Source organism: Rhodobacteraceae bacterium M385 (genome assembly GCA_025141835.1).
Lineage (GTDB): Bacteria > Pseudomonadota > Alphaproteobacteria > Rhodobacterales > Rhodobacteraceae > Gymnodinialimonas.
In genome coordinates this window covers 3,805,137-3,812,893 of sequence record CP081102.1, presented here as the reverse complement: position 1 = coordinate 3,812,893, position 7,757 = coordinate 3,805,137, and the positions used below count along the sequence as shown (strand labels likewise).

Below are 7,757 nucleotides of genomic sequence, written 5' to 3'. Positions count from 1 at the left end.
GCCTTCGTCCCGTCCTTTTTTCGCCCGGCGCCTTTTCGTGGGCCGGTTCCTCACCAGTATCTGCGTTGCAAGGCATCCTACCTTTAGCATTGGGCATGATCATGGCGTCGAACAGGTTTCAGCCCACCGGTTTGCCAGCGGTGCTGAAAGCACTTCCCACAGGGTATGATCACGAGGTGAAATGAAAGCACCGTTAAGAGGTGGCTGCACATTTTTGATGTGCATTTCCTCCCATTTGACCTCCATTTGATATGCGCTGACGAAACCGCCAATAGCACCGGATGTGTCCGCATCCGGGCCGCGCCGCATATCAAATAGAGGCTTGGTGCCTCTCATCCACCCCCAAGGCGTATGACTCGCAAGAACAAGTTATCGGGAGTCGCTCTTACCTCGCAACAGGTCTTCGCGCTTGACTCGCAACCTTCCTGAAATCGAATCTCTCTCGCTCAATTATGACGTTGAGACCGTTAACTATTTAGAAACGAAAAAAGGCGCCCCCATAAAGGAGCGCCCCTAATTTACAGACCGTTTTGACGTCCTTATGCGCCGAGCGCTTTTACCCGAGACGCCAAACGCGACATTTTCCGGGAAGCGGTGTTTTTGTGCATCACACCTTTGGTAACGCCGCGCATCAGCTCGGGCTGAGCCGCTTTCAAAGCTGCCGTAGCGGCAGCCTGGTCGCCAGAAGCGATGGCTTCTTCAACGGAACGCAGATGCGTACGGATGCGCGAGCGGCGGGCTTTGTTGATTGCGAATCGACGCTCGCTCTGACGGGCGCGTTTTTTAGCTTGGGGCGAATTTGCCATGGTGTGATCCTTTCGGGGCCCTTCAGTGGGCGTAAACAATATCTAACGCGCGGGGGGTCCCGTCTCCGGGTTCTGTACCGGACGAATCTGGCCAAAGCGGGCCTCTCACGCATGTCTGACGGGGGATTTAGGGAAAAAGCGCCCAAAAGGGAAGACTCTTTATCCCTAAATCACCCAAATGGGTCTTACTTGTCGCGGAACTGAGGTTCGCGCTTCTCAACAAAGGCGTTCATGCCTTCGGTCTGGTCGTCTGTCGCAAAGAGCGAATGGAACACGCGACGTTCAAAAAGCAGCCCTTCAGAAAGCGAGACTTCTTCGGCGCGGTTCACAGCCTCTTTCGCGGCCATGGTAGCGATTGCGGATTTCTCGGCGATCTTGGCAGCGGCGGCCATCGCCTCTTCCACCAGCTTCTTCACGGGCACGACCCGCGACACGAGGCCGGAACGCTCGGCTTCTTCGGCAGCCATGAAACGGCCCGTCAGGTGCATGTCCATCGCTTTGGATTTGCCCACCAGCTTGGTCAGGCGCTGTGTGCCGCCCATGCCTGCGATGACACCCAGATTGATCTCGGGCTGGCCGAACTTGGCGTTTTCGGCAGCGATGATGAAATCGCAGGCCATAGCCAACTCGCAACCGCCGCCCAAAGCATAGCCTGCAACGGCGGCAATGATCGGCTTGCGGATCGCCCGAATAGCGCGATCGTCTTTGGCGAACATATCTTCGGACACGACATCGGCGAAGCTTTTGCCGGCCATCTCGGTCACGTCGGCCCCGGCGGCGAATGCCTTGTCCGAGCCGGTCAACACGATGCAGCGCACCTTGTCGTTGTCTTCAGCAGCTTTCAGGGCTTTGCCCAACTCCCCCAACAACTGACTGTTGAGCGCGTTCAGCGCGTCGGGACGGTTTAGTTTTATGAGGCAGATATGATCTTCAACATCGACGATCAGGGTCTCATAGGCCATGGAGTGTGCTCATCCGCTGTTTCATTAGACCCCCGAGGGTTAGCACTGCCGTCAGAGGGTTCAAGTTATCTCTGACAGGCCGGGCAGTAGAAGCTGGACCGGCCCGATTGCACCTTGCGGTTGATTTTCCCTGTGCAGTCTGGGGTTTGGCAGGGCTCCCCCTGGCGGCCATAGGCCCTAAAGGTGTGTTGAAAATATCCCAGTTCGCCATTTGCTTGCCGATGATCCTTCAGGCTGGAACCGCCCGCCTCGATAGCTTCCCTTAGGACATCTCGGATAATCGGCACCAGCTTGGCGACTCGGGGGGCGCTTACCTTGCCTGCTTGTCGCAGCGGCGAAATTCCGGCCCGCCACAGCGCCTCGCATACATAGATATTGCCAAGGCCCGACACGATGCGTTGGTCCAATAGCGCCGTTTTCACCGGGGAACGCTTGTCTTTGAACGCCGCAATCAGATGCGCTTCGTCAAAGCTGTTGCCAAGCGGTTCCGGCCCCAGATCGCGGATCAGCCAATGTTGATCCTGAGTCGCCGTGTTCATCAGATCCATCGCGCCAAAGCGGCGGGCATCGTTAAAGGTGATCCGTGCCCCCGCGTCCGTATCCAGCACGACATGATCGTGTTTTTGCGCCGCGGGGTGTGTGTGATGAAAACTGCCCACCACATCGCCCGATATCTGCATCCGCCCCGACATGCCGAGATGGACCAGCAGGGTTTCCCCGGTGCTTAGGTCCGCGAGGATGTATTTCGACCTCCGCCGCAGCGCCGTAACCGTCGCCCCTTCGAGCCGCGCGGCCATGTTTTCGGGGAACGGCCAGCGCAGATCGGGGCGGTTTACGGCGGCCTTCACGATCCGCGCGCCCTCTAGAACCGGGGCTAGGCCGCGACGCACTGTCTCTACCTCTGGAAGTTCGGGCAAATCGCTCTTTCCTTATGGGGCGAAGGGGTGCTGTAACCTCATGGCTACGCCCTATAAGAGGGGGCAGCGCGACGAAAGGACAAGTCCCATGGCAGACGATCAAACGACTCACTTCGGATTTCAGGATGTGGCCGAGGATCAGAAGGCCGGGATGGTGCACGGTGTTTTCACCAATGTCGCGTCAAAATACGATGTGATGAATGACGTGATGAGTGTCGGCATCCACCGCGTTTGGAAAGATGCGATGATGGATTGGCTGGCCCCGCGTGACGACCAGAAGTTGCTGGATGTGGCGGGCGGCACGGGCGATATCTCTTTCCGGTTCCTCAAGCGGGCGCCCGGTGCCCATGCCACCGTGTTCGACATGACCCAGTCAATGCTGGATGAAGGCGAAAAACGCGCCGAGGCCGAAGCCTTGGCAGACCATCTGGATTGGGTCTGTGGCGACGCCATGGCGCTGCCCTTCGCCGACAATTCCTTCGACGTTTACACCATTAGCTTCGGCATTCGAAACGTGACCCGCATTAACGAGGCTTTGTCCGAGGCTTACCGCGTCTTGCGCCCGGGCGGGCGGTTGATGGTGTTAGAGTTCAGCCAGCTTCCCAATGACGGGATGCAAAAGCTGTATGACCTGTATTCCTTCAACGTGATCCCGCGCATGGGGCAGTTGATCGCCGGGGACCGCGATTCGTACCAGTATCTGGTCGAATCGATCCGTAAATTCCCCGATCAGGACACCTTCGCCGGGATGATCCGCGACGCGGGCTTTGAGCAGGTGAAATATCGCAACCTGTCGATGGGGATTGCGGCCCTGCATTCGGGATGGAAAATCTAAGTGCGCGGACCTCATAACATTTGGCGGCTGGTCCGCACGGGCGCCACGTTTGAACGCACCGGTGCCATGGGCGCAGTGCTAGAGGCGTTGGACGCGCCGCGCCCGATCCGGGTTGCCGCCCGTGTGGTGGGTTGGCCGTTTAAGTGGTTGGGCCTGAAGGGTGACCCGAACGTGCCGCCGGTGCCCCGTGCCCTGACAGCCCTTGGTCCGGCCTACATCAAGTTCGGGCAAATCCTGTCCACGCGCCCTGACGTCGTCGGCCCTGATATGGCGTTGGAATTGCAGGTGTTACAGGACAAGCTGCCGCCCTTTCCGGTGGAGGTGGCGCGCAAAGTCGTGGCCCAAGAATTGAATGGGCCGCTGGAAGATACCTTCAGCGCCTTTTCTGATCCCATAGCTGCGGCCTCTATCGCGCAGGTCCACCGTGCTACGCTGGCGGAAACGGGCCGAGAGGTTGCCGTGAAGATCCTGCGCCCGGGGATTGAGCGGGCGTTTCGCAAGGACGTGGATGCGTTCCACCTGATCGCCTCTTTGGTGGAAACGCTGTCTCCGGCGTCGCGGCGGTTGCGGCCGCGCGATGTCGTGGATCACTTCGAAGGCGTCGTGCTGCAAGAGCTGGACCTGCGGATCGAAGCCTCGGCCGCGGGAGAATTCGCGGCCAACACTCAAGGCGATGACGGCTTCACTGTGCCAGCGGTGGAATGGGGCTTGTCCACCCGCCGGATGATGGTGCTGGGGTGGGCAGAGGGGTTACCCCTGTCGGATTTGGCCGCGATTGACGCGGCGGGTCATGATCGCCGCAAACTAGGGGCGACGGTGTTGCAGATGTTCCTGCGCCATGCCCTGCGCGATGGGTATTTCCATGCGGATATGCATCAGGGGAACCTGAAGGTGGCCCCCAATGGCGACGTGGTGGCGCTCGACTTCGGGATCATGGGGCGGATCGACGAATATACCCGCCGTGTCTACGCCGAGATCCTGATGGGCTTTATCCGCAAGGATTACCAACGCGTGGCCGAGGTGCATTTTGAGGCGGGCTATGTCCCCGCCGACCGCGACATCGGAGAGTTCGCGCAAGCCCTTCGCAGCGTCGGAGAGCCGATTTTCGGCATGGAAGCCTCTCGCATATCCATGGGGCACTTGCTGTCGTATCTGTTTGAAGTGACGGAACGCTTCGGGATGGAAACGCGGACCGAGCTGATTTTGCTGCAACGCACCATGGTGGTTGTGGAAGGCGTGGGCCGGTCCCTGGACCCGGATCTGAACATCTGGGCCGTGGCCCAACCCGAGGTCGAGACCTACATCGCCAAGTCCATCGGGCCGCAAGCAATGGTGCGCGATCTGGCGCGCACGGCGATGGTGCTGTCGCGCTTCGGTCCCCGCTTGCCGCAACTTGCCGAGGCCGCGCTGATCGCGCAGGCCCATCCAGTGAAGCCGATCGCGCCGAGCCGTTGGCCCGAGCGCATGGCTATTGGTCTCGGCGGTTTGGCGATTGGCTTGGGCGCCGCACTGGTCCTATCGCTGTTTTAGTCCCTACGGGATGCGACGCAGGCCTTGGACGTTTTCGGCGGGCAGGCTGACCCCGTTTTCCATGGTGACCCAAACCTCTCCCGCTAGGGTCTGCGCTTCGGTGATTTCGCCGTAGACGAAGGCGGATCGTTCTTCGAGGATGTCCTCTCCGCTCCAACTTTGGACGGACAGGGAATAGGTGTCATGGGGAAGCGGGGTGCCATCGCTGCCCTCTCCGGCCCAGGCGAAGGGTTCATCACTCAGCAAGGCGGGCACGTTGGCCACCACATCGCCCGCAGCGTTGCGCACGATCAGTTCCATTCGGTCGGCCAAGGCATGGGGGGCAACCTGGACCATGGTGGTTTGTCCGGTGAAGTTTACCGGCACCTCTGCCCGTGCCTCCATCCCGATCCAGCCAGAAAGCTGGCCCATGTTCATGGAGGCGAAACTGGCTTGCAGGTCACGCAGAAGATTGTTGGTTTCCACCTGCTGTTCGACCCCCGAAAAGGTCGCAAGCTGCGCGGTGTATTCCGTGGAATCAGCCGGGTCCAAAGGGTCTTGATTCTGCATTTGCGTCGTCAGAAGCCGCAAGAACATGTCGAAGTCTGAGGTGATCGACGCGATGCTTGAGGTCTGCTGTTCCGGCACGGCAGCGGGGGTCGCGGCGCTTTGCAGTGCAGAGAGGATTTCCATAGGTTGGCTCCTATAATCTAAGGTCTAGCCCGCCGGTGGCGGTGAGATTTGGCTGAGGCAAGGCCCCCTCTTCCGATGCGGGGGGGGCGTTGGCGGCAGTAGATTGAGATGGCGCATCGCCATCGTCGCGCTCCTGATGTTCCGCCCCATCTTGCGAGATGTGGACGGAAGGAGAATCAAGGCCGGCGTCCGAGAATTCTTGCGCCAAAAGGTCGAGGTGGCGGCGCATCAGGTCAGCGGTATCAGCCCGTTCTGCCTGAATGGTCAGGGTCAACACCCCCGCGATTTCAGACATTTGCATCCTCACACGTCCCAATTCTGGTGGATCAAGCGCCAGTTCCAAAGGTGCGTCCCCCTCAGCCGAAGGGTTGGCAAGCGCGCTCGCGATCTGCTGCGCGATCACCTGCGCGGTGGTAGAGGGCGCATGGGCCAAAAGCGATGTTGTGGGCGTAAGCGCAGTGGAAGTGGCGGGCGTTACCAGCGGCTGAAGGGCGCTATCGAAATCGGGTAAAGCATCCATCGGTATCTCTGCACCGCTTGTCAGCGTTTGCGGCGCGCCGGGTGTTGTGGTTGCGGATAGCTGCGGAACCACGACGTAGGGTGAAGGCGTACGCGCGGCGGGAACTGTCCAACCGCCCACGCGGATTGTGGCCGCTTCCTTGGGGGGGTCTTGGCCGGTTAGGGCTGTGGGGACCGAGGGGGAGGCTCCGGTTTGGCTGGTGAGTGACGCGGCCTGAGACGCGAAGGTGACGGTAGCCGCCGGATAGCCACGCTGGATGGCGGCGGGCGCCATCTGCTCAATCGGTTGATTTGCTTGCGGTTGGACATTGGGGGGATGCGCCGTCCGGCTTTGTGACGGGCTCTGCCACCTCATCGCCACAGCGGGCTGCGCAGATGGCGCCTGCTGTGGCAGGCTATAGGTTTGCGGCCCCGAGGATTGAGGCGGCAAAACGGGTGCCGCGTGATTGCGCGGTATGGAATGCTGTTCCGTCGTTACGGGACGCGTCTGCGGGTCCGAAATCACAACAGCGGTACGTTCCGATTGAGGGATTGGCCCGGCAAAACCGGACGCCCGATGGTCGCCCGGAGCGGGGCCTGCAACGGGGTGCGCGAGGGGAGGGTTCTGTACCACCGCGCCTCTATCTGCGGGCAGTGTCTGCGGCGCGACTTGTGGGGCAGAACGCGCCACACCGGGTAGCGTTTGCGGCACCGGGTGCACCGCCTCGCGGACCCCGGGTGGAATCGTGAGTGGTGTCGCCTGGGGCCTTGTCCGTGCGACATCCGGGATCGTCAGCGGCCCGGTCATGGTTGCGCGAATGGGGCGTTCGGGGGCGAAGGGAAGGGTGAGAGGTTCGGGCGAATCCGCGGCAGGCTGCACCTGCGCGGTGACCTGCGGCGCAGCTGCCGCCACGCTAGTGGCTGGTGTTGGGGGCAGCGTTTGGGCGGTAGGTTTGACCACCGGCACCGCCTGCGAAAGCTCTGCCACATAAGGGGTGACAACGGTGTTGCTGCTAATCGGATGGGGGCGGTCCACAACGCTCCGCAAAAAAGGGGCGTGTTGATGCGGGGCCGGACCATCTGAAACGACAGGAGAAGCTACCGGGATCGCGCGAAGGGGTGTGTCCACGATTTCTGCGACGTCCGCACCCTCAGGAATCTGCTGGTCGAGGGCAAGATCAACCGGCGTCGCGGCTTTTGAGATAAGTTCTGAAGCGACATCATCTGGAACTGGCTGCGGCAGGATCGGCGTTTCGCCACCTGGCAAGATTACCCCTTCCGAGGGCACCACGAGCGGCATTTCAAACGCGCCTTCCGGTTGTTTCGGCGCAACAACGTCCATCTGGGTCATAAGGGTGACCGCGTCCGGCAAATGCGGAGCATGTGCGACGGTCCCCGTAAGTAGGGCATCGAAAGTTGCCCCGAAGGCAGCGCCTTCAAGGGCGGTGGCCTCAGAATCAGGGCGGGTGAAGGCAAATGTACCTTGCCCCGACATAAGGGGGCTTTGGAGCAGATCATCCATTCTGGCTGTCCGTCA

Annotated in this window: 7 protein-coding genes; 2 read left to right on the top strand and 5 right to left on the bottom strand. The window is 60.7% G+C overall.

What is annotated here, in order from left to right:
* Positions 1 to 539: 539 nt before the first annotated feature.
* From rpsT to mutM, 3 genes are all read right to left on the bottom strand, one after another.
* The gene (rpsT, locus tag K3728_18750) at positions 540 to 806 is read right to left on the bottom strand and encodes a 30S ribosomal protein S20 (GenBank protein UWQ95666.1); all 267 of its coding nucleotides are present in this window, start codon (positions 804 to 806) and stop codon (positions 540 to 542) included.
* 185 nt (positions 807 to 991) lie between these two features.
* On the bottom strand, positions 992 to 1,768 hold the full coding sequence (locus tag K3728_18745) for an enoyl-CoA hydratase (GenBank protein UWQ95665.1): 777 nt from the start codon (positions 1,766 to 1,768) through the stop codon (positions 992 to 994).
* Positions 1,769 to 1,833: 65 nt separating this feature from the next.
* On the bottom strand, positions 1,834 to 2,685 hold the full coding sequence (gene mutM, locus K3728_18740) for a bifunctional DNA-formamidopyrimidine glycosylase/DNA-(apurinic or apyrimidinic site) lyase (GenBank protein ID UWQ95664.1): 852 nt from the start codon (positions 2,683 to 2,685) through the stop codon (positions 1,834 to 1,836).
* A gap of 88 nt (positions 2,686 to 2,773) precedes the next feature.
* Here mutM and ubiE point away from each other — a divergent pair, with 88 nt between their 5' ends.
* Positions 2,774 to 3,520 (top strand): bifunctional demethylmenaquinone methyltransferase/2-methoxy-6-polyprenyl-1,4-benzoquinol methylase UbiE, encoded by a 747-nt coding sequence (ubiE, locus tag K3728_18735; protein UWQ95663.1) that lies wholly within the window; start codon positions 2,774 to 2,776, stop codon positions 3,518 to 3,520.
* Complete coding sequence (ubiB, locus tag K3728_18730; protein UWQ95662.1) at positions 3,521 to 5,050, top strand: 2-polyprenylphenol 6-hydroxylase; 1,530 nt, start codon at positions 3,521 to 3,523, stop codon at positions 5,048 to 5,050.
* Between the two features lie 3 nt (positions 5,051 to 5,053).
* Here the strand turns inward: ubiB and flgD are convergent, their stop codons facing one another.
* The gene (gene flgD, locus K3728_18725; protein ID UWQ95661.1) at positions 5,054 to 5,722 is read right to left on the bottom strand and encodes a flagellar hook assembly protein FlgD; all 669 of its coding nucleotides are present in this window, start codon (positions 5,720 to 5,722) and stop codon (positions 5,054 to 5,056) included.
* A 10-nt stretch (positions 5,723 to 5,732) separates the two neighbouring features.
* Positions 5,733 to 7,742 carry a flagellar hook-length control protein FliK gene (locus K3728_18720; GenBank protein UWQ95660.1) on the bottom strand — a complete coding sequence of 670 codons (2,010 nt, stop codon included), beginning with the start codon at positions 7,740 to 7,742 and terminating at the stop codon, positions 5,733 to 5,735.
* Between the last annotated feature and the right edge of the window lie 15 nt (positions 7,743 to 7,757).